The sequence below is a fragment of the Aquitalea sp. LB_tupeE genome (genome assembly GCF_013391415.1).
GTDB lineage: Bacteria > Pseudomonadota > Gammaproteobacteria > Burkholderiales > Chromobacteriaceae > Aquitalea.
The window spans coordinates 201,590-225,761 of the sequence record NZ_JACAXB010000026.1 but is presented as its reverse complement, the minus strand read 5'-3'; the positions used below and the strand labels follow the sequence as shown (position 1 = coordinate 225,761).

Genomic DNA, 24,172 nt, shown 5'->3' with positions numbered 1-24,172 from the left:
ATTGTTATGATTTAATACGCTTGAAATGATTCTAATCGAATCTTCCGGCCAACCCATATCCGGTTTGCGACATCAGCTTATAAAATTACTTGACCTATCTCAAACCCGTCAAACCGCCATTTTCACCTTCATTTTCAGTATCTTGCAAAACAAATCGCCACAACAAGCGCCATCTGGCGGTCAAAATGCCGCGCAGCGCGCGTCGCGCCTGCCGTAATCGCGACATCCACACCGGCATCCCTCCCCTGCCGCCAGACGCAAAAAAGCCCGCATTGCTGCGGGCTTTTGCTTGGCACATTACCAGGAATTACTGCTGAGTCTTCAGACCGAAGGAGTCGGCGGTTTCGCGCGCAACCTTGGATTCGTCTTCCAGCAGCGCCTTGATGGACAGGCGGATGCGACCGCGATCATCCATTTCGATGGCCTTGACCTTCACAACCTGGCCTTCTTTCAGGTAGTCGGACACATTCTTGATGCGCTCATTGGCGATCTGAGAAATGTGTACCAGACCATCCTTGCCCGGCAGGATGGAAACGATGGCACCGACGTTGTTGTCGAGGATCTTCACTACGGTACCTTCGTAGATCTTGCCCACTTCAACTTCAACGGTGATTTCTTCGATACGCTTCTTGGCAGCCTCGGCGCCTTCACCGGAGATGGAGGCGATGGTGATGGTGCCATCTTCCTCGATATTGATCTCGGTGCCGGTGTCCTTGGTGATGGAGCGAATGGTTTCGCCACCCTTGCCGATCACGTCACGGATTTTCTCCGGATTGATCTTCATCACGTACAGGCGCGGAGCGTGGGCGGACAGCTCTTGCGGGCCTTCCACGGCTTCCTTCATCAGGCCCAGGATATGCTGACGGCCTTCCTTGGCTTGTGCCAGGGCAACCTGCATGATTTCCTTGGTGATGCCCTGGATCTTGATGTCCATCTGCAGGGCGGTAATGCCTTCGGCAGTACCGGCCACCTTGAAGTCCATGTCGCCCAGGTGATCTTCATCACCCAGAATGTCGGTCAGCACGGCAAAGCGGTTGCCTTCCAGGATCAGACCCATGGCGATACCAGCCACGTGCGCCTTCAGCGGCACACCGGCGGACAGCAGCGACAGGCAGCCACCGCAAACCGAAGCCATGGAGGAAGAACCGTTGGATTCGGTGATTTCCGATACCACGCGCATGGAGTAACCGAATTCGGATTCCGGCGGCAATACGGCAACCAGGGCACGCTTGGCCAGACGGCCGTGGCCGATTTCACGACGCTTCGGCGGGCCCATGCGGCCGGCTTCACCGGTGGAGTACGGCGGGAAGTTGTAATGCAGCATGAAGCGTTCGGTGTACTCACCGGCCAGCGCGTCGATGATCTGCTCGTCTTGCTTGGTGCCCAGCGTGGTCACCACCAGACCCTGGGTTTCGCCACGGGTAAACAGGGCGGAACCGTGGGTGCGCGGCAACACGTTGCTGCGGATGCTGATCGGGCGCACGGTGCGGGTGTCGCGACCGTCGATACGCGGTTCGCCGGCCAGAATCTGGCCACGTACGATTTCCGCTTCCAGACCCTTGAAGATGCCCTTGATTTCGTTGGCCAGCAGGGTGTCGGTATCTTCGTTGATCAGTGCAGCCTTCACGTCGGCCCATGCTTCGTTGATGGCAACGGTGCGGGCTTGCTTCTGGCGCAGACGGAAAGCATCGGCCAGCTTGGCACCGGCAATGCCACGTACCTGGGCGATCAGCTCTTCGTTCTTGGCCGGAGCGGTCCAGTCAAACATCACCGGGTTGACTTCGTCAGCCAGCTCGTTGATGGCCTTGATGGCGGCTTGCATCTGGTCGTGACCAAATACCACGGCGCCCAGCATCACGGACTCGGACAGTTCCTTGGCTTCGGACTCAACCATCAGCACGGCGCGCTCGGTACCGGCAACCACCAGGTCCATTTCGGAGCTAGCCAGTTCGGTCTTGGTCGGGTTCAGGATGTATTCGCCGTTGGCGTAACCCACACGGGCAGCACCGATCGGGCCGGCAAACGGCAGGCCGGAAATGGCCAGCGCAGCAGAAGCACCAATCATGGCCGGAATGTCGGAATCCACTTCCGGGTTCAGCGACAGCACGGTAGCCACGATTTGTACGTCGTGGTAGAAGCCTTCCGGGAACAGCGGGCGGATCGGACGGTCGATCAGGCGGCTGGTCAGCACTTCCTTCTCGGACTGCTTGCCTTCGCGCTTGAAGAAGCCACCCGGGATTTTACCGGCAGCGTAGGTACGCTCCAGGTAGTCTACGGTCAGCGGGAAGAAATCCTGACCCGGCTTGACGTTTTTGCCGCCGACCACGGCGACCAGAACAACGGTTTCATCAACAGAAACAATAACGGAGCCGGAAGCCTGGCGCGCTACTTCGCCGGTTTCCAGGGTAACGGTCTGGTTACCATACTGAAACGTTTTGGTAATTTTATTGAACACAGGGCATCCCTTAGTCAAAATTGTTTTTTCAAGCTGAAAACACAACGGGAACCCCTAAAAATTCGGACCGGTTTCGATCAAAATTTCTAGAGGCTCCCCCCGTTGTCACAGTAATACAGCGTGCTTGAAGGCCGGCGTGAAAAAGTCGCAGACTTGCTGCGACTTTTTCAAACCTGAACCAATTACTTGCGCAGACCCAGACGGGCAATCAGAGCGCGGTAGCTGTCAGCATCGGTGCGCTTGAGGTAGTCAAGCAGACGACGACGACGGCTCACCATCTTCAGCAGACCACGACGGCTGTGGTGGTCTTTGGTGTTGGCCTTGAAGTGCGGGGTCAGGTCGTTGATACGAGCGGTCAGCAGTGCGATTTGCACTTCGGACGAACCGGTATCGCCTTCCTTGTGCTGGAAGCTTTTAACGATGTCTGCTTTTTGGGCGGCGGTCATTGCCATTTTGGGTAACTCCAAATCAGGTAAGGATCTTGCGATCCGACAAGTGCAGCGAGCCGGTTGCCCAACCCATCCGCACTTCGCTAGCAGGCTGCCTGTTTGACAGCCAGGAGTCTGATCGGATGCAGCATGTCATCATCCCGCAACTCGGCCAGACCCAGAAATTCCGCATCAACATTGCTGTAAACACGAAAGCGCGTCATTTTCGCACACTCGCCAACAAAACGCACGGCCTGACCGTGAATAAAACGTGCAACGCTGGCTGCATCCAGCGTATGTGCCGGAAAGTGTTGCACCAATACGTCGACCGGCAACAACAGGGCCTCACGCCCGGCCATGTCCAGCGCTTCCACATCGACCAGCGTGAACGCCTCGGACAACTGGAAGCCGCCAGTCGTGGTTCGGCGCAGCCCGGTCAGGTGCGCTGCGCAATCCAGTGCAATGGCAATATCTTCCGCCAGGGTACGGATATACGTGCCCTTGCTGCACAGCACATCGATGACTGCCTCCGCGCCATCAAAGCTGACCAGCTTGAGCGAGTGAATAGTGATGTTGCGCGGCTCACGTGCAATTTCAATGCCTTCACGCGCATATTCGTACAAGGGCTTGCCCTGGTGCTTGAGCGCCGAATACATCGGCGGCACCTGGCTGACTTCACCGACGAACTGCTGCATCACTTGCAGCAGGCGGGCTTCATCAAAGGCAATCGGACACTCGCGCACCACTTCACCTTCGATGTCCCCCGTACTGGTGGCGGCACCAAAACGTACGGTGGCGCGATAGCCCTTGTCGGCATCCAGCAGATAGGAGGAAAACTTGGTGGCCTCCCCCAGGCACATCGGCAACAGGCCGGTGGCCAGCGGGTCCAGCACGCCGGTATGCCCTGCCTTGGCGGCATTGAGCAACCAGCGCGCCTTTTGCAGCGCGTTATTGCTGGAAATATCGTAGGGCTTGTCGATCAGCAGCACGCCATCAATCTGGCGGCGGTTGCTGCGCGGCTTGCTCATTCGGCGCTACCTTCTTCATCTGCGGCCGGAGCAGCAGCGTCGGCCTGACCGAATTTTTCCGCGTCTTCCTTGGCTACCTGGTTGATCAGGCTGGTCATGTGCATGCCGCGGGAAACCGATTCGTCGTAGACAAAGTGCAGTTGCGGGGTGGTAAACATCTTGATGCTGCGGCCCAGTTCGGAACGCAGGTAACCGGCGGAGTGCTCCAGCGCTTCCTGGCTGACTTCGCGGGTCTTTTCGTCCATCACGGTGTAAAACACCTTGGCGTGGGAATAGTCACGCGTCACTTGCACGGCGGTAATGGTGATCCAGCCGGCACGCGGGTCTTTCAGACCGGTACGTACCAGCTCGGCCAGCTCGCGCTGAATCTGTTCAGCAATGCGGTCGGCGCGGGAGAAACCTTTTCTGGCTTTGGCCATGATTTCCATCCTGTAGTCATGAAAGCGGCCAACGGATAGTCGGATGTATCCGACTAGCAGTCAGCCGCCTTGAATGCAAAAGGCGAGCGCCGGCAAGCCATGGCTTGCACTGCACTCGCCGGGAAAGTGCCGCTTTACAGCGAGCGGGCCACTTCCACGATTTCGAACACTTCCAGCTGGTCGCCTTCCTGAATGTCGTTGAAGTTCTTCAGCATCAGACCACATTCGTAGCCCTGCTTCACTTCCTTCACGTCGTCCTTGAAGCGCTTGAGCGAGTCCAGTTCGCCGGTGTGCACCACCACGTGGTTGCGGATCAGGCGGATCGAAGCGGTGCGCTTGATCAGACCGTCGGTCACCATACAACCCGCAATGTTGCCAACCTTGGAGACCGGGATCACCTGACGGATCTCGACGGTACCCAGGATCTGTTCCTTCTTCTCCGGAGCCAGCATGCCGGACAAGGCTGCTTTCACTTCGTCCACGGCATCGTAAATGATGCTGTAGTAACGGATGTCCACGCCTTCGTTTTCGGCCAGCTTGCGCGCTGCGGCATCGGAACGGGTGTTGAAGCCGATCACGATGGCCTTGGAAGCGATCGCCAGGTTGATGTCCGATTCCGAAATACCACCCACGCCGGAGTGCAGGATGCTGACGCGCACTTCGTCGGTGGACAGCTTCTGCAGACTGCCAGCCAGAGCTTCGTAGGAACCCTGTACGTCGGCCTTGATGATGATGGACAAGGTTTGCACCTCGCCACTGCCATCGGCCATCTGGGCGAACATGTTTTCCAGCTTGGCGGCTTGCTGCTTGGCCAGGCGTACGTCACGGAACTTGCCGGCACGGAACAGGGCGATTTCACGCGCCTTGCGCTCGTCGGTCAACACCATGGCGTCTTCACCGGCTTGCGGTACGTCGGACAGACCCAGGATTTCCACCGGGATGGCAGGGCCGGCACTTTCGATGGCCTTGCCGTTTTCGTCGATCATGGCGCGAACGCGACCGAATGCCGTGCCAGCCAGTACCACATCGCCCTTCTTCAGGGTGCCGGACTGAACCAGCAGCGTGGCAACCGGGCCACGACCCTTGTCCAGACGGGCTTCCACGATGATGCCCTTGGCCGGAGCGTCAACCGGAGCGGTCAGCTCCAGCACTTCAGCCTGCAGCAGGATGGCTTCCAGCAGCGCGTCGATATTGGTGCCCTGCTTGGCAGACACTTCGACGAACTGGGTGTCGCCACCCCAGTCTTCCGGCACCACTTCGTGGGAGACCAGTTCCTGGCGGATGCGCTCTGCGTTGGCACCCATCTTGTCGATCTTGTTGACCGCCACCACCATCGGCACCTTGGCAGCCTTGGCATGGTGAATGGCTTCGATGGTTTGCGGCATCACGCCGTCGTCGGCAGCCACCACCAGCACCACGATGTCGGTCGCCTTGGCACCACGGGCACGCATGGCGGTAAACGCTTCGTGACCCGGGGTATCCAGGAAGGTGATCATGCCGCGCGGGGTTTCCACGTGGTAGGCACCGATGTGCTGGGTAATGCCACCGGCTTCGCCCGCGGCCACTTTGGCGCGACGGATGTAGTCCAGCAGCGAGGTCTTGCCGTGGTCGACGTGACCCATCACGGTCACGACCGGCGGACGCGGCAGTACTGCCACTTCCACTTCTTCGCCTTCCGGCTTTTCCAGGTAGGCTTCCGGATCATCCGCCTGTGCCGCACGCGGCTTGTGGCCCATCTCTTCCACCACGATCATGGCGGTTTCCTGGTCCAGTACCTGGTTGATGGTCACCATCATGCCCATCTTCATCAGGACCTTGATCACCTCAACGCCCTTGACGGCCATGCGGTGAGCCAAGTCAGCCACAGAGATGGTTTCCGGCACCAGCACGTCATGCACGATGGGCTCGGTCGGAGCCTGGAAGGCATGCTGATTGTTTTGCTTGTGCTTGCCCTTGCCGCCGCGGGATTTCCAGTCATTACCGGCATCGCCGCCCTTGGTCTTCAGACCACGGCCACCCTTCTTGCCTTCTTCCCAGCGCTCGTTGCCTTTCTTGGCGCCGCCGCCCTTCTTGGCATCCGGACGACCGGCTACGGTTGCCGGTACCACCGGGGCTCCCGGTGCAGCGGCAGCAGCCGGACGCGGGCCACGGTTATCACCAGCCGGACGCGGGCCACGGTTGTCGCCAGCCGGGCGAGGGCCACGGTTGTCACCAGCCGGGCGCGGGCCACGGTTGTCGCCAGCCGGGCGCGGGCCACGGTTGTCGCCAGCCGGACGCGGGCCACGGTTGTCGCCAGCCGGGCGCGGACCACGTTCGTCACGACGGTCATCACGGCGCTCTTCACTGCGGGCTTCAACCGGTTTCGGTGCTTCTACCGGCTTGGGAGCCGGAGCCGGCTGCTGCGCAGCCAGACGCGCAGCCTGACGACGCTCTTCGCGTTCGATCTTCTCGCGCATCAGCTCTTGCTGGCGGGCACGGAAAGCAGCCTGGCGTTTTTCTTCAGCTTCACGCGCAGCTACTTCTTCCGGCGACAGAATGGAGGCTACGGTTCGTGCCGCAGCCGGAGCCGGCTTGGCAGCAGGTGCAGCTTCCTTGGCCGGGACTTCCGCAACCGGGGCAGCCGGTGCGGCGGGCTTGGATTCCACCTTGGGTTCAACCTTTACTTGCGGTTCCGGCTTGATTTCCGGTTTCACTTCAACAACCGGCTTGGCTTCTGCCGCCGGAGCAGGGGCAGCAGCCACTTCAACAGGCTTGGCAACCGGGGCCGGTGCAGCAGCAGCCGGTTCGGGTGCAACAACAGCAGCGGCAGCGGCCGGGCTTTCTTCCGGACGTACCACCACACGCTTCTTGCGTGTTTCAACTTTTACCGTACTACCGTCCGCAGTCCTGATTTCACTGGTGGACTTGCGAGTCAGCGTGATACGCGACTCATCACGCGCGCCATGCGAACGTTTCAGGTAGTCAAGAAGCTGGGATTTATCCTGCTCGGAGAGCGTATCATCCGGCGCGCGCTTAGCCACACCCGCTGCACGAAGCTGCTCCAGCAATCGTTCAGGCGTGAGGTTCAGCTCACCGGCAAACTGTTTTACATTCGTCAATACCATGCGTCTTCCCAAATTCCGTAAATACTTCCCGAAGAAGCCTTACTGGTTGAACCAGTGTTCGCGCGCTTTCATGATGATTGCACGTGCAGCTTCAGCTTCAATGCCGGTCATGTCCACCAGATCGTCAACGGCCAGATCGGCCAGATCATCACGCGTGGACACGCCGTTTTCGGCCAACTTGCGAACCAGCTCGGCATCCAGACCCTCGATATCCTTCAGGTCTTCGGATACACCTTCGACTTTCTCTTCGGACGCAATGGCCTGGGTGAGGATGGCGTCACGTGCACGGCTGCGCAGCTCATTCACCAACTCCTCGTCAAAACCGTCGATTTCCAGCATTTCGGAAATCGGCACATACGCTACTTCTTCCAGCGTGGCGAAACCTTCTTGCACCAGCACGGTGGCAGTGGCTTCGTCCACACCCAGATGGGTGACAAACAGGTCACGCAACTGCGCATCCTCTGCCTGGTGTTTTTCCTCGGCTTCGGTCACGGTCATGATGTTCAGGTACCAGCCGGTCAATTCTGCTGCCAGCTTCACGTTCTGACCGCTACGGCCAATGGCCAGCGCCAGCTGATCTTCCTCGACCACCACATCCATGCTGTGGTTGTCTTCGTCGATCATGATGCGGTTGACTTCCGCCGGGGACAGCGCGTTGATCACGAACTGTGCCGGTTCCGGTGCCCACAGCACGATGTCGATGCGCTCGCCGGCCAGCTCCTGGGTAACGGCCTGAACGCGGGAACCGCGCATGCCGATGCAGGTGCCTTGCGGGTCGATACGGGCATCGTTGGCCTTGACGGCAATCTTGGCGCGCAGACCGGCATCGCGGACGGCTTCCTTGATTTCCAGCAGGCCTTCTTCGATTTCCGGCACTTCCAGCTCGAACAGCTTGATCAGGAACTGGCTGGAGGTACGCGACAGCACCAGCTGCGGGCCACGACCCATGCGGTCGATGCGCAGCAGGAAGGCTTTCACGCGGTCGCCCACGCGCAGGTTTTCCTTCGGAATCATCTGATCGCGCGGCAGTACGGCTTCCAGCTTGCCGCATTCGATAATGGCATTGCCACGTTCGATGCGCTTGATGGTGCCGGTGATCAGGTGTTCGCGACGCTGCAGGAATTCGTTCAGCAGCTGTTCACGCTCGGCGTCGCGGATGCGTTGCAGGATGACCTGCTTGGCAGTCTGGGCCCCGATACGGCCAAACTCGACGGCTTCCATCGGTTGTTCGATCACTGCACCCACTTCGATGCGCGGATCATCATCACGCGCGTCGGTAATGGTGATTTCGCGGCTCTCGTTTTCGATCAGCTCGTTCTGCACCACCGTCCAGCGACGGAAAGTCTGGTATTGCCCGGTGTGACGGTCGATTTCGACACGCACATCCATTTCGTCATCGGTAAACTTCTTTTTGGTTGCCGAAGCAAGTGCCATTTCAAGAGCGGAAAAAACCACATCCTTGCTGACATTCTTCTCGCTTGCCAGGGCATCAACCAGCAACAAAATCTCGCGACTCATGCATTCCTCCGAATTTTTGTCCTTATGCGCGGCAACAGGACCTATCCGCGCTCAAAACTCAGGCTCGAGCCTGGCTTTGTCGATATTGGTCAGGGCAATTGCCACGATGCGGCCGCCGTCCACTTCCAGCTTGACCGCGCCATCCTCAACCCCGACAAGACGACCGGCAAACTTCTTTTGCTGCTCGACCGGCATGCGCGTCTTGATCTTGGCAAGCTGTCCGGCAAAGCGCACGAAGTCCGCCTCTTTCTTCAGAGGACGATCCAGACCCGGGGAGGAAACCTCGAGTCGTTCGTAATTGACGTTTTCAACCATGAACAGACGGGTCAGGTGGTTGCTGACCAGCACACAGTCTTCCACTGTGACACCACCGGGCTTGTCCATAAACACGCGATAACCACCACCCTGGGTCATTTCAAAATCGACCAGCTCGTAGCCTAGACCTGGCAGGGTGTTTTCCAGCAGCAAACGTACATCCATTGCTTCTTTCCACAAATAAAAAATGGGCGAAACGCCCATCCCTAAACATCGCGATTGTAACCCATTCCTGCAAAAAAGAAAACCGAAGCCTGTCAAGGCCCTACCCGCCGCCCCGACATGCATCGGCCTGTGCTTTGCGTGCATTTTTCACATACTGTAAATTAGCTGCAACCTGACGAAGTTCGGGTACATAGGAATGGGCGCAATACCCATTCGAAAATTCAGAAACAATTATATAGAAGATGCTCGCCACAGCAGCGATGCCGGCGCGGCACTCTCGTATCAGCACGATGGAGAAACCCTACTTATGGAAAAGGTTTGGCTAAAGAATTACCAGCCAGGGGTAGCACACGAGATCGACATCAATCAGTTCCAGTCGATTGTCGAAGTGTTTGATCGCAGCGTTCACAAGTTCCGTGACCGCCCTGCCATGGCCAATATGGACAAGATCCTCAGCTATGGACAGCTGCAAACACTGACCGAGCAGTTTGCATCGTATCTGCAAAACACCTTGCAGCTGAAAAAGGGCGATCGCGTCGCGGTGATGATGCCCAATCTGCTGCAATATCCGGTGGCGGTATTCGGCACCTTGCGCGCCGGCGGCACGGTGGTGAACGTCAATCCGCTGTACACCCCGCGTGAACTGGAACACCAGCTGAACGATTCGGGCGCGGAAACCATCGTCATCCTGGAAAACTTTGCCAGCGTACTGGAAGACGTGATCAAGCGCACCAAGGTCAAGAATGTCATCGTGACCTCCATCGGTGACATGCTGGGCTTCCCCAAGCGTTTGCTGGTGAACTTTGTGGTGCGCAACATCAAGAAGATGGTGCCGGCCTGGAACCTGCCCGGTCATACCCGCTTCAACAACGCACTGGCCGCCGGCGCAGCGCAGCCTTTTGTCCCGGTCAGTATCGGCCACGAGGACATTGCCTTCCTGCAATATACCGGCGGCACTACCGGCATTTCCAAAGGGGCGATGCTGGTTCACCGCAATATCATTGCCAATATGCTGCAGGCCGGCGCCTGGGTGAAACCGGTGGCGCGCGAGGGCGAGGAAATCATCATCACCGCCCTGCCGCTCTATCATATCTTTTCGCTCACCGCGAACCTGATGATCTTTACCGAGCTGGGCGCACTGAACGTGCTGATTACCAACCCGCGCGACATTCCGGGTTTCATCAAGGAAATCAAGAAATACCGCGTCACGGCGATGACCGGGGTCAACACCCTGTTCAATGCCCTGCTCAATCACCCTGACTTTCAGTCGGTGGACTTTTCCAGCTGGCGTCTGGTACTGGGTGGCGGCATGGCGGTGCAAAAAGCCGTGGCCGACAAATGGAAGCAACTGACCGGCGTCACGCTGGCAGAAGCCTACGGCCTGACCGAAACCAGCCCGGCCGCCTGCATCAACCCGCTGGATATCCAGGCCTACAACGGCACCATCGGCCTGCCGATTCCGTCGACGGATATTGAAATCCGTGGTGCCGACGGCCAGGCCGTGCCGCAGGGAGAACAAGGCGAGTTGTGTATCAAGGGCCCGCAGGTGATGAAGGGCTACTGGAACCGCCCGGACGAAACCGCCAAGGTGATTGATTCGCGCGGCTTCCTGGCCACCGGCGACATGGCGGTGGTCACCCCGGAAGGCTACGTCAAGCTGGTGGATCGCAAGAAGGACATGATTCTGGTGTCCGGCTTCAATGTTTATCCCAATGAAGTGGAAGACGTGGTAGCCAGCCACCCGGCGGTACTGGAAGTCGCCTGCATCGGCGTGCCGGATGACAAGTCCGGCGAGGCGGTGAAGGTGTTCGTGGTGCGCAAGGATGACAGCCTGACGGAAAAAGCCGTGATCCAGCATTGCCGCGAGAACCTCACTGCTTACAAGGTACCGCGCAGTGTGGAGTTCCGCCAGGAGCTGCCCAAGACCAATGTCGGCAAGATCCTGCGCCGCGCCTTGCGCGACCAGGAAGTCGGCAAACAGGCCTGAACCACCTCACAGAAGCCCGCTGATGCGGGCTTTTTTCTTATTGGCTGTCGCTTGCGGCCTGGAGCAGGCACAATAGCGCTATAAAAAGACCATGCACTTTGTGCAGCCGCCATACTGAATACCGGATTGGAAAGCCCGACCATGCTGATGCTGCCATTTTTCAAGCTGATGGCCGACAAACACGCCAGCGACATCTTCTTTACCGCAGAAGCGCCGCCGCAGATCAAGATAGATGGCGTCACCCTGCCCATCAACGACAAGCCGCTATCGGCTGACATCGTGCGCCAGCTGGCTTACAGCCTGATGAATGACGTCGAGATCGCCACCTTCGAACGCGAGCTGGAAATGAACTTCGGCCGCCTGGTTGAAGGACTGGGCAATTACCGGGTGAATATTTTCAAGCAGCGCGGCACGGTGGCCATGGTGGTGCGCTTCATCCGCCCGCGCATTCCGTCGCTGACCGAGCTGAACCTGCCTGATACCCTGCAAACGCTGGTGCAACAAAAGCGCGGGCTGATCATCGTGGTGGGGGCCACCGGCAGCGGCAAGAGCTCCACTGTGGCGTCCTTACTGGAGTACCGCAACCAGACGCAGTCCGGCCATATCCTGACGGTGGAAGACCCGATCGAGTTTGTCTATCGCCACCAGAAATCCATCGTCAACCAGCGCGAAATCGGCGTGGATACCTTTTCATACGAAAACGCGCTGAAAAATGCCATGCGTGAAGCGCCGGACGTCTTGATGATTGGCGAAATCCGCGATGCCGAAACCATGACGCATGCCATCAACTACGCCCAGTCCGGCCATTTGTGCCTGTCCACGCTGCATGCCAACAACAGTTATCACATGCTCAACCGGGTGATCAGCCTGTTCCCCACCGATAGCCGCAACGCACTGCTGATGGACTTGTCGGTTTCCTTGCGCGCCGTCATTTCGCAGCGCCTGGTGCCCACCAAGGATGGCAAGCAGATTCCGGCGCTGGAAATCCTGATCAATACCCCGCATATTGCCGAGCTGATTCGCAATGGCGAGATCGACCAGATCAAGGAAGCCATCGAAAACAGCATGAGCGAAGGCGCGCAAACCTTCGAACAATCGCTGTTCCGCCTGTATCAGCAAGACCGCATTTTGCTGGACGATGCCTTGAAAAATGCTGACTCGCCCACCAACCTGTACTGGCAGATCAACCACGCCCAAAGCAAGCAGGCAGAAGCCAAACCGGTTGCCACCCCGCAACTGGACAAGCAAGACCCTGACAAAGCCTCCACCAGCTTTGACGGATTCACCCTGGATTTATAAGCAAGCACACAACATGATTACCCTCTACGGCATTCCCAATTGCAACACGGTCAAGAAAGCCCGCCAGTGGCTGACCGATCATCACATCGACTTTGCCTTCCACGATTTCAAGAAGCAGGGCGTGACCGAAGCCCAGCTGCAAGCCTGGATCGCCGCCGTGGGCCTGGACAAGCTGATCAACCGCCAAGGCACCACCTGGCGCGGCCTGTCCGACGAACTGAAAGCCCAGGCGAGTACAGCTGACGGCGCGATTGCCGTGCTGCAGGCACAACCGTCCATCATCAAGCGGCCGGTGCTGGAACGCCCGGGCAAGGTCAGCGTGGGTTTCAACGAAGCACAATGGGCCGAGGAGTTTGCCGCATGAGCAAGACCCTGGACCTGACCTGCGAGCTGATCCGCCGTGATTCCGTCACCCCGTACGATGCCGGCTGCCAGCAACTGCTGGCCGAACGCCTGCACGCACTGGGTTTTGTCATTGAACCGATGCGCTTTGGCGAAGTGGACAATCTGTGGGCGCGGCGTGGCAACAGCGGCCCGCTACTGTGCTTTGCCGGCCACACCGACGTGGTGCCCAGCGGCCCGGTAGAGCAATGGGACAGCCCGCCGTTTGAACCGCGCCAGCGCAACGGCTTGCTGTACGGCCGTGGTGCTGCCGACATGAAAGCCTCGCTGGCGGCCTTCATTACCGCCATTGAAGCCTTTGTGGCAGATCATCCGGATCACCCCGGCAGCATTGCCTTGCTGCTGACCAGCGACGAAGAGGGTGTGGCGGTGGATGGCTCGGTCAAGGTGGTGGATACGCTGGAAGCGCGTGGCGAGCTGATTGACTACTGCATTGTCGGCGAACCGACGTCTGACCAGAAGCTGGGCGACACCATCAAGAACGGCCGTCGTGGTTCGCTGTCCGGCCGCCTGGTAATTCACGGCATTCAAGGCCATATTGCCTACCCGCATCTGGCCAAGAACCCGGTCCACCTGATGGCCCCGGCACTGGCCGAGCTGGCCAGCACCGAATGGGACCGCGGCAATGATTTCTTCCCGCCCACCAGCTGGCAGGTGTCCAACATCCATGCGGGTACCGGTGCGGTCAACATCATTCCCGGCTTGTGTGAAATCCGCTTTAACTTCCGCTTCAGCCCGGAAAGCTCGGTGGAGTCGCTGAAAGACCGCGTGCACGCCATTCTGGACAAGCACGGCCTGGGTTATGAATTGCACTGGTCCTTGTCCGGCATGCCTTTCATCACCGCACCGGGCGCACTCACCGATGCACTGGGCGAGGCCATCTATCAGGTCACCGGCCATAGCGCCGAGCTGTCCACCACCGGTGGCACTTCCGATGGCCGCTTCATCAAACGCATTGCGCGCGAGCTGGTGGAGTTTGGCCCGGTCAACGCCACCATCCACAAGCTGAACGAATGTGTGGAAGTGGCCCACCTGGAACCGCTGGCGGAAATTTACCAGCGCACCCTGGAAAAGCTGCTGGCCTGAGGCCTCACGGCGCAGCAGGCGGATTGCACAGCGGGCAGGTCGCATCGCCACACTTGAGGGCGTAACGCGCCAGCATGGCATGCAGCTGTTGCGCCGGGTTCACGCATTGATAGCTGCTGTTGGCGGGAGCCTGCTGCTGCATGGCCGGCACCGCAGGCGGCTCTGCCGCTGGCACGGCCCCGTGTGCGGCTGCCATCAGCCCGCAACACGTCATGCCAAGGTAAGGTGTATGATCCATGCTTTGCCTGCTCCCGTGACAATCCGGCGATGCAGGCAGTGTAGCATTGCCGGCACGCTGCGCGGGCATTGCCAGACCCCGTCTCAGGACCATGAAGACATCCCCTTCCACACTTGCTGATGCTGCCACCCGGCAGGAATTGCTGTACCGGCGCTGCGCCCTGCCGACCCTGCTGCTGGCCATCACCTGCCTGCTGGCCGGACTGCTGCTATCCGGCGGGACAGCGCGCCTGCTGTGCCTGTCACTGTCCGCCAGCCTGTGGCTGCTAAGTGGTACGCTATACAGCAGCAGTCACCTGGCTGGCTGGCGACGCAAACGACAGGCCTTGCCCGCACTGCCCCTACTCCCCAGGCTGCTGCCAGGCAAACCCAGCCCTGCCAACAATACAGCGCGCACCCACGGTAGCGCAGGTAAATACAGCTTGCGCCGCTGGCTGCTATGGCCACGTCTGCGACGGCTGATTGGCCGCAGTACCGGCTGGGCAGTGGTGCAACAAACCAGCGCCAGCCTGCTGGCCCTGCCCCTCAGCCTGCTGGTGATGCAGGCTACGCCGGAAAGCCCGCTCAACCCGGATGGCTTGCTAGCTGCCCTGCTGTGCGGTCTGGTTTTGAGTTTTGCCACCCTGCTGCTGGAGCGCAGCCTGGCCTTGCAAGATGCGGCGCAATGGCCGGAAGCCCTGAAACTGCAAGCCATCTTGCGCGCCGTATTATTGTCCATGCTGCTGCCTTCACTGGCCGCTGCTGGCTTGCTGCTGGGGCTGGACTGGCTGCTGCGCCTGTTACAGGCCGGGGCGCTGTTGACGGCACTGCTGGCGCTTGAGCTGGGCTTGCGGGCGCTGTGGCAAATCTTTCAGCCCTACCAGCGCCATCAGCCTGCTGCCCTGCCGTTCAACAGTCTGCTGGCCAGCTTGCTGGGGCGGGATGGTGTGCGCAACTGGCGTAGCCGCCTGCAACAGGGGCTGGGGCTGGAGCTGCGCCAAAGCTGGGCCTTGCAATACCTGGGCCGCGCCATGCGGCCGTTTGCACTGGCCCTGCTGGTGGGCGGCTGGCTGCTGAGCAGCATCAGCACCATCAATACGGATCAACGCGGGATATACGAACGCTTCGGCCAGCCGGTAGCGGTATGGCAGGCCGGTTGGCATCTGGGTTTGCCTTGGCCGTTTGGCAAGGTGCGCCGGGTGGAATATGGCGTGGTGCATCAACTGGCCAGTGGCCTGCAACAAGACAGCCAGGGCCGTTGGCAAAGCCCGGACAACACCAGCACGACAAGCAATAATCATTTGTGGGACGGCAACCACACTGCCGAAACCACCCAGCTGATTGCCAGCCAGCAAGGCGAGCGCCAGAGCACCCAGCTAGTAGGCCTGGATGTGCGGCTGGTTTACCGTGAGGGCCTGCGCGATGCCGACGCCCTGGCGCTCTACCAGCAGGCCGACCCCACCGCCCTGCTGCATGCGGTGGCAGACCGCGCCATGCTGCATTATTTTGCCGGCCAACAGCTGGATAATTTGCTGGGCGATGCCCTTGCCGATACCTCGCGCCAGCTGCAACAGCAAATCCAGCAGGCACTGAACCGTTCGGGTAGTGGGCTGGAACTACTGGCCGTGGTGATTCAGGCCATTCACCCGCCTGCGGCAGCAGCCAATGCCTATCACGGTGTGCAGGCTGCGGCCATTCTGGCGCAAGCCCGCGTGGCCACCGAGCGAGGTCTGGCGGTACGCAGTCATAGCGCGGCCGTTCAGGCTGCCGTGCAAGCCGCCCGGGAAGCCAGCGCCAGTGCCGCCGAGCGGGTGGCACACAGCAAGGTGGACGCCATTGCCTTTCAGGCTGACCGACAAGCCGCCAGTGTTGGCGGACAGTCCTTCCTGCTGGAACGCTATCTGCACGCTCTTGGCCAGGGGCTGCATCAGGCCCAGCCCATCATCATCGACCATCGCATTCCGGCCAGCGCCCTGCCCACCATTGACCTGCGCCCGGCCGCCAACAACCCCGGCCTGCCCGCCATCGACCTGCATGGCGCGCCCATTGCCACCGAACCGCCGCCCGCCATCGCGGGGACGCATCCCTGAGGAGCCTGATTTGGCGCTGTTTCACCACCACCCTCACGCGAGCGCCAGCCCGAGCAGCGGCTGGCGACACTGGAAAACCGCCGCCGCGCTTGGCGTATTGCTGCTGGCCGGGCTGTCCGCCTGCATGTTGCAAGTGCATTCGGGTGAAGCTCTGGTCATCACCCGCTTTGGTGCACCGGTACGGGTATTGCTGCAGCCGGGCCTGGCCTGGCGTCTACCGCCGCCACTGGAAACCGTGGTCCCGGTGGACCTGCGCCTGCGCACCACCTCCAGCGGCTTGCAGGACGTAGGCACCCGCGACGGGCTGCGGGTGATCATGCAAAGCTATGTCGCCTGGCAGGTGCCGGCCGACAGCAGCCATATCACCCGTTTTTTGCGCGCAGTACAAAACCAGCCGGACGAAGCAGCGCGGCAAATTGCCACCTTTGCCGGCTCGGCCATGGAAACCGGCAGCAGCCGCTTTGCGCTGGGCAATCTGGTGAATACCGACCGCAGCCAGCTGCGCATCAGCCAGCTGGAACAGCAACTGCGCCAGCAACTGGCCCCGCAACTGCTGGAAAGTTATGGCGTACGCGTGGTGGATGTCGGGCTGGAACGGCTGACCCTGCCCGCCGTCACACTGGATGCCACCGTGGCGCGCATGCGGGCCGAACGCGACACCATTGCCGCCGAACGTACCGCCAGTGGCAATGAACAAGCCGCCACCATCCGTGCCAATGCGGCACGCGATGCCCGTATCCAGCAAGCCGATGCCAGTGTGGCCGCTGCCGAAATCGAAGCCGGTTCACGCGTACAGGCAGCGCGGATTTACGCCGATGCCTGGCAGAAGGCACCCGAGCTGTACAAGACCCTGCGCTCGCTGGACACCCTCAACGGCGTGGTGGGTTCCGGCACCCACCTGATATTGCGCACCGATGCCGCCCCGTTCCGCGCGCTGGTGGATGGCCCGCCGGGACTGGCCGCCGGCAAGAGTGCAAAAGGCAAATGATGGCGGACTCATCACTACCCGCCAGCGCGCTGGCGCAGTCGCTGCGTCTGGGTTACCGCCTGCTGTTGGCCATCACCCTGCTGGCCGGCCTTGGCTGGCTGTTTGGCCATGTCAGGCCGGTACCGGCCGACAGCCAGGCGGTGGTGCTGCATTTTGGCGCCATCGACCGGGTACAGCGCGCCGGGCTACTGCTGGCCTGGCCCAGCCCCATCGACAGCATTATCTGGCTGCCCGCCACCGAAAGACTGCAACAACGGCAGGTAGAGGGCCTCAGCCGCAATGCCCATGCGCTGGCGCTGGATGGCGCCGGGACATCATTGCAACAGATGGGCGACGAACTGGCTGGCTCGGGATACCTGCTGACCGCTGACGTGGGCGTGGTGCAGCTCAATGCCACCGTGTATTACCGCATTGATGATGCGGCGGCTTACGCACAGCAAGGCGAACAGGCCCTGCCCGCGCTGGACCGGCTGGTGAGTGCCGCCGCCTTGCAGCTGAGTGCAGGCCGCGACCTGGACAGCATTCTGGTGACGCGCAGCAATCAGCCCTCCAGCCAGCAGGCCGAACTGCGCGAACGGCTGCGTGGCGAACTGGTGCAAGCGGTCAACCAGCGCCTGCAACAGCTGCGCCAGACCGGTGTGCCGCTTGGCCTGCAAGTCGCCCGTATCGACCTCACCTCCAGCCTGCCGCATGCCGCCCAGGCCGCTTTTGACGCGGTACTGACCGCCGACCAGACTGTAGAGCGGCAACTGGCGCAAGCACAGACCGCAGCCGCCCAGCAGCAGCAGCAAGCCAGTGCCGCAGTCAGCACCATCCTGAATACCGCCCATGCCCGCGCCGACGAACGGCTGGCCCAGGCCCGCAATGAAACCAGCGAAATCCTGGCGCTGGCACCACGCATGCAGCAGCCGGACGGACCGGCCCTGCTACGCCAGCTGTATCAGGAAAAAATCCAGCATGTGCTGGCCAAGGCAGGCCAGGTTACCACCATGGACCCGGACAGCAGTGGCCGGGTGATTGTGCCGGGAGTCCACCCGTGAGCCAGTGCTGTTCCCATCCCCATCACGGCTTGCTGGATGCCGCCGAACAACAGCGCAGCGCCCGCCAGTTGCAACTGGCCTTGCTGGCCATCGGCCTGTTGCTGCTGGCAGGTATCTGGCATTTCCTGATTCCCGACGGACAGATCATCGCCCAATGGCTGACCAGCGCCGCCGCGCTGCTGATGGCGGTACCGCTGCTGCGTGCCGCCTGGCACAGCCTGCAACACCCGGACCTGCACGGCATGACCGATCTGCTGGTGGCGCTGGCCATGCTGGGAGCCTGGGCCAGTGGCGACACCCTCAGCGCCGCCCTGCTGCCCATCCTGATGGTGCTGGGCCATGTGCTGGAAGAACGCAGCCTGCTGGGTTCACAAGAAGCCATCCGCGCGCTGGCCAGCCTTACCAGCAGCCGCAGCCGCCGCTACCGTCCCGACGGCAGCCTGGAAGAAGTAGACAACAGCCAGCTGCATGCCGGCGACCGGGTGGAAGTGCGCCCGGGTGAACGGATTCCGGCCGACGGCATGGTGGTGAGCGGACAATCCAGCCTGGACACCTCGGCCGTCACCGGCGAAGCCCTGCCGCAGGATGTCGTACCCGGCAGCCTGGTGTATGCCGGGGCGGTGAATCTGCAAGGCCTGCTGCAACTGGAAGTCAGCCAGGTGGGCGAACAATCGGCACTGGGGCGCATCAGCGCGCTGATGCAACAGGCCGAACAAGCCAAACCGCCAGTCACCCGGCTGGTGGAGAGTCATGCAGCGTCCTATATGGGGCTGGTGCTGGCCATTGCCGCACTGTGCTGGTTTGTCAGCCACGACAGCCAGGCCATGCTGGCGGTACTGGTGGCCGCCTGCCCCTGCGCGCTGGTATTGGCCGCCCCCTCCACTGCCGTGGCCGGGGTGGCGGTGGCAGCACGCCACGGCGTGCTGATTCGCGGCGCAGCCTTTCTGGAGGAGCTGGCCGATGTCAACGCGCTGGTCATCGACAAGACCGGCACCCTCACCAGCGGCCAACTGGTGGTGCAATCAGTGGAAACCATGGTCAGCGACAGCCCGGTGGAACCAGTCTGGCTGGCTGCCGGGCTGGCCGCCTGCAGCACCCACCCGGTCAGCCGCGCGCTGGCCTCCCTCGCCACCGACCAGCCCGCGCCCGCCTTGCGCAATGTGCAGGAACTGCCCGGCATGGGCATGCAGGCCGACAGCGACTGGGGGCAGGTGTTGCTGGGCCGCCCTGCCCTGTTGCAGCAAATGGGCGTGCTGCATGCACTGCCAGCCCACAGCAGTGCTGCGCTGACCGGGCTGGCGCTGGATGGCCGCCTGCTGGCCTGGTTCCATCTGGCGGACAGCCCGCGCGCCGAGGCCGCTGCAGCCATGCAAGCCTTGCGCCAGTTGGGCCTGCAACGGCAAATGCTACTGACCGGCGACCACCGGCAGGCAGCGGAGCCGGTAGGCCAGGCACTGGCCATGGACCGTGTGGTGGCGCAGGTATTGCCCGCTGGCAAGCTCAAGGCAGTACAGGCAGAAATCAGCGCCGGATACCGCCCGTTGGTGGTGGGGGATGGCATCAACGACTCGCTGGCGCTCAAAGCAGGGGCCGTTGGCGTGGCCATGGGTGCATCCGCCGCTGACATTGCCGTGGCCGCTGCCGATGTAGTACTGATCAGCCATGATTTACGCCGACTGGCCACCGCCGTCAGGCTCAGTCGCCTGAGCCGTCGCGTATTGGCGCAAAACGTGGTGTTGGGCCTGGCCTGGGCGGTGGTACTCACCCTGCTGGCGGCCTTTGGCCTACTGGGTAGTGCCGGCGTGCTGCTGGCGGCGGTGCTGCACAATCTGAGCACCTTGCTGGTGATGGCCAATGCCGGACGCTTGCTGCGCTTTCACGAGCCCTTGTCCGCCATCACGCCCAAGGCCTGAGCGGCAAATCCGGCTGGGTGCGGCTATGCTGCATGAATCGCATGGCAGCGCTGGCGCAAGCTTGCAGCTTTGTGTCCCGCCGCTGAATGTCAGCCCCACGGCTTTGCCATAGCATGGATGCACCATGGAACTCGAAATCGCCAAGATATTTGTCGCCTTACTGGTGCTGGTCAATCCGCTGGGAGCCATTCCCATCTTCATCAGCCTGACCCCCACGTCCAGTCAGCTGGAACGCAAGCGGATTGCCAAGACCACCACGCTGGCCGTGGCGGTGGTGCTGTGCCTGTTTGCCGTGGTGGGCGAAACGCTGCTGCACTTTCTCGGTATCAGCATCGGTTCCTTTCAGGTAGGCGGCGGCTTGCTGGTGATGCTGATTGCCATTGCGCTGATGAATGCCAAGCCGGCCCCCACCAAAACCACCAAGGAAGAGCAGTCCGAGGCCGAGGCCAAAACCAATATCGCAGTAGTACCCATGGCCATTCCGCTGCTCACCGGTCCCGGCACCATTTCCACCGTCATCATTTATGCTTCCACCGCCCATTCCTGGGTGCAGGTGGTGTATCTGCTGATCAGCAGCCTGCTGGTGGCCGTTACCTGTTATGGCGCGCTGGTGCTGGCCTCCCCCATCAGCCGCCTGTTGGGCCAGACCGGCATCAATATCGTCAACCGGGTGATGGGCATGCTGCTGGCGGCGGTATCGGTGGAAATCATCGTCGATGGCCTGTACCGGCTGTTTCCGCAGCTGACGCGCTAAGCCAGCGGTTTGATCTGGCGCAAACAGCTGTACCAAAACTGTACTCACCAGACTGGGTCGCGGCATCTTGCCATCATAACCAAGTAGTTGATTAAAAAAAGAATATTATGATCTGTACCGATAAATACGGACAGATCTGTGCATTGTCTGTCATGGTGACAGCGCCTAAAAAGGGCGGGTTATCCTTCCGGAGCCCGCAGCATGAGCCAGCCCGTCCCCATCAAGATTTACCCCCGCCTGACCAGTGGCCGTTTCAACAACATCCGCGTGGCACTGGTCATCCTCACCCAGCTGGTTTTCCTCGGCCTGCCGTGGCTGCAATGGAATCATCGCCAGGCGGTGCTGTTTGACCTGGAGCGCCACCAGTTTTTCGTCTTCGGTGCCAGCTTCTGGCCAGAGGATTTTGTCTATCTGGCCGCCCTGCTGGTGGTCAGCGCACTGGGCCTGTTCTGGTGGACCACACTGGCCGGGCGGCTGTGGTGCGGTTATTCCTGTCCGCAAACGGTGTACACCCAGATCATGCTGTGGATTGAACGGCTGGTGCTGGGCGACCACAAGGCCAGACGCAAGCTGGATGCCGCCCCCAACAGCACGACCAAGCTGCTGAGAAAAGCACTGGCCCACGGCCTGATGCTGCTGTTTTCGCTATGGACCGGCTTTTCGCTGGTGGCCTACTTTGCCCCGGCAGGCCAACTGGCCAGCAATCTGTGGCAGGGCCAGGCCGGGCCGTGGGAAGTGTTCTGGATATTGTTCTACGCCGCCTTCACCTATTTGCTGGCGGCGCTGTTACGGGAAAAGGTGTGCAGCCACATGTGCCCTTATGCCCGCTTTCAGGGTGCGATGTTCGACCGTGACACGCTGATCATTTCCTATGATGCCCGCCGTGGCGAACCACGCGGCAAGCAGGCCGACAAATCCGCCGGTGGCTGCATCGACTGCGGCATCTGCGTGCAGGTTTGCCCCACTGGCATCGACATCCGCAACGGCCTGCAATACGAGTGCATAGGCTGTGCGGCCTGCATCGACGCATGCGATCAGGTGATGGAGCAGCTGCACGCCCCACGCGGGCTGATCCGCTACACCAGCGAGGCCGCACTGGCAGGCGACAGCACCAGCAAACCGGCATGGCAGCGCCCACGCGTGCTGTTTTACAGCAGCTTGCTGCTGGGCATCATCAGCCTGTCGGTATTCAGCTTTAGCCAGCGCCTGCCGTTCAAGGCCGACATCCTGCGCGACCGCGCCAGCCTGGTACGGGAAACCGACGATGGCTGGCTGGAAAACAGCTATAGTGTGCGGCTGATCAACAGCAGCGAAAGCGCGCAGCGCCTGGCCATCAGCGTGGAAGGCCTGCCCGGCATCCGGCTGGTAGCAGCCACGCCGACAGTCAGCCTGGCCGCCACCGCCACCGAGACGATCGGCGTGCGGGTGCAGGTGGAGCCGCAGTACGCAGCGCGCGGGGCCAATGACATCCGTTTTGTCATTCGTTCGCTGGCGCAACCGGCGCATGTGCTGCAGGAAAAAAGCAGCTTTATCGGCGAATGAACGCCCAATCCGCGAGTAATCAGCCCATGAGCAAAACCCAGCAACTGGCGCAATTGTTCCGCCACGCCATCGAACAGGGCCAGCTGCGCGCCGGTGACCGCATGCCCTCCTTGCGCCAGCTATGCCAGGACCATGGCGTCAGCCTCACCACCGCCCAGCGCGCTTATGCCGAGCTGGAGCGGCAGGGCTTGCTGCAAGCGCTGCCGCGCTCCGGCTTCCGCGTGTGTCCGCCCGCCACACGCGCAGCACCGGCCGAAACCGCCGCGCCGCAAACCCTGCGCATGGAACACCTGACCACCGCCCTGCCCATGCCCTGGGGCTGCCCCTTCATCAACCCGGCGCTGATCAACACCACACCGATGAACCGGGCGCTGGGCCGTGCCTTGCAGGACTACCGCGCAGCCCTGTCCAGCACACCGCTGGAAGGTTTTGACGGTCTGCGCCGCGAGCTGGGCCTGCATTATCTGAGTCAGGGCATTGCGCTGGCGGGGGACGAACTGCTGATCACCTGCGGCGGCATGGAGGCACTCACCCTGGCCATGCGCGCGGCGGTCAGCGCCTCCGGCAGCCAGAGCATGGTGGTGGTGACACCAGCCTTCCCGGCAGCGCTGGAACAACTGCGTCATCTGGGCATTGCCATGCTGCCGGCGGCCCTGTCCGAGCAAGGCAGCCTGGATCTGGCTGCACTGGAAGAAACGCTCCGCACACAACGCCCGGCCGGCATCGTGCTGATGGCCAACTTCCAGCACCCCACCGGCCTGGTGATGCCGGAAGCGCAAAAGCGCGCGCTGGTGGCACTGGCCGAGAAATACCGGGTATGCATCATCGAGGACGACACCTACCGCGAACTGTACTTCGGCAAGCAGGGGGCCAGCCCGCTCAAGGCCTACGACCGTAGCGGCACGGTGTTGCACTGCTCGTCGTTCAGCAAATCGCTGGCACCGGGCTACCGGGTAGGCTGGATTGCAGCCGGGCGCTTGAGCGACACCGTGCGCGGGCTGAAGCTGTGCAGCTCGCTGGGCACCCCCCTGCCCAGCCAGATGGCGCTGGCACGGCTGCTGGCCACCGGCCAGCACGGCGACATGCTGACCCGGCTGCGTGCCGGCCTGCGGCAGCGGCGCGATGCCATGGTGCAGCAAATCATGGAGAGTTTCCCGGCGGGCAGCCGCTTGCTGCGCGCCGAGGGCGGCTATTTCCAGTGGGTGGTGTTGCCGGAAGGGCTGGACTGTGCTGCCTTGCTGCCGCTGGCCATCGAACAGGGCATACATTACGCACCGGCCACGCTGTTCTACCCGCACCCGGTCGCGGCCAATGCCTTGCGGCTGAACTTCAGTTTTTTCGACCCGCTGCACCAGCGCGAGGGCATTGCCCTGTTAGGCGCACTGCTGCGGCAAACCATGGAGTGACAGCGCTTGCCGTAACG

At 61.3% G+C, this 24,172-nt stretch carries 20 protein-coding genes; 12 read left to right on the top strand and 8 right to left on the bottom strand.

What is annotated here, in order from left to right; all coding sequences use genetic code 11:
• Nucleotides 1-89 precede the first annotated feature (89 nt).
• Entirely contained in the window at nucleotides 90-317 is a 228-nt protein-coding gene (locus tag HWX34_RS13915; RefSeq protein ID WP_178972790.1) for a hypothetical protein, read from the top strand.
• Here HWX34_RS13915 and pnp read toward each other — a convergent pair.
• The 7 genes from pnp to rimP all read right to left on the bottom strand — a co-directional run bounded on the left by pnp (nucleotide 308) and on the right by rimP (nucleotide 9,432).
• Complete coding sequence (pnp, locus tag HWX34_RS13910; protein ID WP_178972789.1) at nucleotides 308-2,455, bottom strand: polyribonucleotide nucleotidyltransferase; 2,148 nt, start codon at nucleotides 2,453-2,455, stop codon at nucleotides 308-310. The two genes, HWX34_RS13915 and pnp, sit on opposite strands and share 10 nt — an antisense overlap.
• 182 nt (nucleotides 2,456-2,637) lie before the next feature.
• Nucleotides 2,638-2,907, bottom strand: a complete 270-nt coding sequence (rpsO, locus tag HWX34_RS13905) for a 30S ribosomal protein S15 (protein ID WP_045845302.1) — start codon at nucleotides 2,905-2,907, stop codon at nucleotides 2,638-2,640.
• 80 nt (nucleotides 2,908-2,987) lie between these two features.
• On the bottom strand, nucleotides 2,988-3,911 hold the full coding sequence (truB, locus tag HWX34_RS13900; RefSeq protein ID WP_178972788.1) for a tRNA pseudouridine(55) synthase TruB: 924 nt from the start codon (nucleotides 3,909-3,911) through the stop codon (nucleotides 2,988-2,990).
• Nucleotides 3,908-4,330, bottom strand: coding sequence for a 30S ribosome-binding factor RbfA (gene rbfA / locus HWX34_RS13895; RefSeq protein ID WP_178972787.1), 423 nt, complete (start codon nucleotides 4,328-4,330; stop codon nucleotides 3,908-3,910). The genes truB and rbfA overlap by 4 nt, the downstream gene beginning before the upstream one ends.
• A 134-nt stretch (nucleotides 4,331-4,464) precedes the next feature.
• Nucleotides 4,465-7,434, bottom strand: coding sequence for a translation initiation factor IF-2 (gene infB / locus HWX34_RS13890; protein ID WP_178972786.1), 2,970 nt, complete (start codon nucleotides 7,432-7,434; stop codon nucleotides 4,465-4,467).
• A gap of 39 nt (nucleotides 7,435-7,473) precedes the next feature.
• Nucleotides 7,474-8,952, bottom strand: a complete 1,479-nt coding sequence (gene nusA, locus HWX34_RS13885; RefSeq protein ID WP_045846064.1) for a transcription termination factor NusA — start codon at nucleotides 8,950-8,952, stop codon at nucleotides 7,474-7,476.
• Nucleotides 8,953-9,003: 51 nt separating this feature from the next.
• Nucleotides 9,004-9,432, bottom strand: a complete 429-nt coding sequence (gene rimP, locus HWX34_RS13880) for a ribosome maturation factor RimP (RefSeq protein WP_045846116.1) — start codon at nucleotides 9,430-9,432, stop codon at nucleotides 9,004-9,006.
• A 307-nt stretch (nucleotides 9,433-9,739) separates the two neighbouring features.
• Here rimP and HWX34_RS13875 point away from each other — a divergent pair, with 307 nt between their 5' ends.
• From HWX34_RS13875 to dapE, 4 genes are all read left to right on the top strand, one after another.
• On the top strand, nucleotides 9,740-11,419 hold the full coding sequence (locus HWX34_RS13875; RefSeq protein WP_178972785.1) for a long-chain-fatty-acid--CoA ligase: 1,680 nt from the start codon (nucleotides 9,740-9,742) through the stop codon (nucleotides 11,417-11,419).
• A gap of 141 nt (nucleotides 11,420-11,560) precedes the next feature.
• Entirely contained in the window at nucleotides 11,561-12,718 is a 1,158-nt protein-coding gene (locus HWX34_RS13870; RefSeq protein WP_178972784.1) for a PilT/PilU family type 4a pilus ATPase, read from the top strand.
• A gap of 13 nt (nucleotides 12,719-12,731) precedes the next feature.
• Entirely contained in the window at nucleotides 12,732-13,082 is a 351-nt protein-coding gene (locus HWX34_RS13865; RefSeq protein ID WP_178972783.1) for an ArsC family reductase, read from the top strand.
• Entirely contained in the window at nucleotides 13,079-14,206 is a 1,128-nt protein-coding gene (dapE, locus tag HWX34_RS13860) for a succinyl-diaminopimelate desuccinylase (protein WP_178972782.1), read from the top strand. The genes HWX34_RS13865 and dapE overlap by 4 nt, the downstream gene beginning before the upstream one ends.
• A gap of 4 nt (nucleotides 14,207-14,210) precedes the next feature.
• Here dapE and HWX34_RS13855 read toward each other — a convergent pair whose 3' ends face one another.
• The gene (locus HWX34_RS13855) at nucleotides 14,211-14,444 is read right to left on the bottom strand and encodes a hypothetical protein (RefSeq protein ID WP_178972781.1); all 234 of its coding nucleotides are present in this window, start codon (nucleotides 14,442-14,444) and stop codon (nucleotides 14,211-14,213) included.
• Nucleotides 14,445-14,535: 91 nt separating this feature from the next.
• Between HWX34_RS13855 and HWX34_RS21500 the strand changes: the two genes are divergently transcribed.
• From HWX34_RS21500 to HWX34_RS13820, 7 genes are all read left to right on the top strand, one after another.
• Nucleotides 14,536-16,512: an SPFH domain-containing protein gene (locus HWX34_RS21500; RefSeq protein ID WP_178972780.1), complete on the top strand. Its 1,977-nt coding sequence runs from the start codon at nucleotides 14,536-14,538 to the stop codon at nucleotides 16,510-16,512.
• A gap of 10 nt (nucleotides 16,513-16,522) precedes the next feature.
• Nucleotides 16,523-17,500: a protease modulator HflC gene (hflC, locus tag HWX34_RS13845; RefSeq protein WP_218645181.1), complete on the top strand. Its 978-nt coding sequence runs from the start codon at nucleotides 16,523-16,525 to the stop codon at nucleotides 17,498-17,500.
• Complete coding sequence (locus tag HWX34_RS13840) at nucleotides 17,497-18,540, top strand: SPFH domain-containing protein (RefSeq protein ID WP_178972778.1); 1,044 nt, start codon at nucleotides 17,497-17,499, stop codon at nucleotides 18,538-18,540. Before hflC ends, HWX34_RS13840 begins: the two co-directional genes overlap by 4 nt.
• Nucleotides 18,537-20,453 (top strand): cation-translocating P-type ATPase, encoded by a 1,917-nt coding sequence (locus HWX34_RS13835; RefSeq protein ID WP_218645180.1) that lies wholly within the window; start codon nucleotides 18,537-18,539, stop codon nucleotides 20,451-20,453. Before HWX34_RS13840 ends, HWX34_RS13835 begins: the two co-directional genes overlap by 4 nt.
• 124 nt (nucleotides 20,454-20,577) lie before the next feature.
• Nucleotides 20,578-21,207 carry a MarC family protein gene (locus tag HWX34_RS13830; protein WP_178972777.1) on the top strand — a complete coding sequence of 210 codons (630 nt, stop codon included), beginning with the start codon at nucleotides 20,578-20,580 and terminating at the stop codon, nucleotides 21,205-21,207.
• 201 nt (nucleotides 21,208-21,408) lie between these two features.
• On the top strand, nucleotides 21,409-22,749 hold the full coding sequence (gene ccoG, locus HWX34_RS13825) for a cytochrome c oxidase accessory protein CcoG (protein ID WP_178972776.1): 1,341 nt from the start codon (nucleotides 21,409-21,411) through the stop codon (nucleotides 22,747-22,749).
• A 26-nt stretch (nucleotides 22,750-22,775) separates the two neighbouring features.
• Nucleotides 22,776-24,155 (top strand): PLP-dependent aminotransferase family protein, encoded by a 1,380-nt coding sequence (locus HWX34_RS13820; RefSeq protein WP_178972775.1) that lies wholly within the window; start codon nucleotides 22,776-22,778, stop codon nucleotides 24,153-24,155.
• Nucleotides 24,156-24,172 lie beyond the last annotated feature (17 nt).

Coding starts and splice junctions, on each gene's coding strand:
- rpsO (WP_045845302.1), bottom strand. CDS start 2,907: ATGGCAATGACCGCCGCCCAAAAAGCAGACATCGTTAAAAGCTTCCAG.
- truB (WP_178972788.1), bottom strand. CDS start 3,911: ATGAGCAAGCCGCGCAGCAACCGCCGCCAGATTGATGGCGTGCTGCTG.
- rbfA (WP_178972787.1), bottom strand. CDS start 4,330: ATGGCCAAAGCCAGAAAAGGTTTCTCCCGCGCCGACCGCATTGCTGAA.
- infB (WP_178972786.1), bottom strand. CDS start 7,434: ATGGTATTGACGAATGTAAAACAGTTTGCCGGTGAGCTGAACCTCACG.
- nusA (WP_045846064.1), bottom strand. CDS start 8,952: ATGAGTCGCGAGATTTTGTTGCTGGTTGATGCCCTGGCAAGCGAGAAG.
- rimP (WP_045846116.1), bottom strand. CDS start 9,432: ATGGATGTACGTTTGCTGCTGGAAAACACCCTGCCAGGTCTAGGCTAC.
- HWX34_RS13875 (WP_178972785.1), top strand. CDS start 9,740: ATGGAAAAGGTTTGGCTAAAGAATTACCAGCCAGGGGTAGCACACGAG.
- HWX34_RS13870 (WP_178972784.1), top strand. CDS start 11,561: ATGCTGATGCTGCCATTTTTCAAGCTGATGGCCGACAAACACGCCAGC.
- HWX34_RS13865 (WP_178972783.1), top strand. CDS start 12,732: ATGATTACCCTCTACGGCATTCCCAATTGCAACACGGTCAAGAAAGCC.
- dapE (WP_178972782.1), top strand. CDS start 13,079: ATGAGCAAGACCCTGGACCTGACCTGCGAGCTGATCCGCCGTGATTCC.
- HWX34_RS13855 (WP_178972781.1), bottom strand. CDS start 14,444: ATGGATCATACACCTTACCTTGGCATGACGTGTTGCGGGCTGATGGCA.
- HWX34_RS21500 (WP_178972780.1), top strand. CDS start 14,536: ATGAAGACATCCCCTTCCACACTTGCTGATGCTGCCACCCGGCAGGAA.
- HWX34_RS13840 (WP_178972778.1), top strand. CDS start 17,497: ATGATGGCGGACTCATCACTACCCGCCAGCGCGCTGGCGCAGTCGCTG.
- HWX34_RS13830 (WP_178972777.1), top strand. CDS start 20,578: ATGGAACTCGAAATCGCCAAGATATTTGTCGCCTTACTGGTGCTGGTC.
- ccoG (WP_178972776.1), top strand. CDS start 21,409: ATGAGCCAGCCCGTCCCCATCAAGATTTACCCCCGCCTGACCAGTGGC.
- HWX34_RS13820 (WP_178972775.1), top strand. CDS start 22,776: ATGAGCAAAACCCAGCAACTGGCGCAATTGTTCCGCCACGCCATCGAA.